The following is a 255-nucleotide window of genomic DNA, read 5'->3' as shown; positions in this document are numbered from 1 at the left end:
CGAAATGGTTGGAGACGACGCCGACGATGTCGATCGGCAGCGCCTCGATCTTCCAGCGGTAGAGCAGGTCGTTGAGACAATGGCCGAAGCGCGACACCATCAGCAGCACCTTCATGCGGCTTTCGCTGTTGTGGAAATCATAGTCCATCGCAAAGGGCGCGGCGACGGCGGCAAAATCGGCGCTGATCGCGGAGCCCGACAGACCCTCTTCCGAAATGAAGCTGACCCGCATGAAGAACTTGCCGGTATCGAGAT

General features: G+C 58.8%; 1 pseudogene. It reads right to left on the bottom strand.

The features are described from left to right. Nucleotides 1-255: pseudogene (gene purU / locus K6M89_RS30850) on the bottom strand (formyltetrahydrofolate deformylase); the annotation flags it as partial.

This window comes from Rhizobium croatiense (genome assembly GCF_019793465.1).
Taxonomy (GTDB): domain Bacteria; phylum Pseudomonadota; class Alphaproteobacteria; order Rhizobiales; family Rhizobiaceae; genus Rhizobium; species Rhizobium croatiense.
Note: the sequence above shows the minus strand (reverse complement) of the source record. Positions and strands in the feature narration are given on the sequence as shown.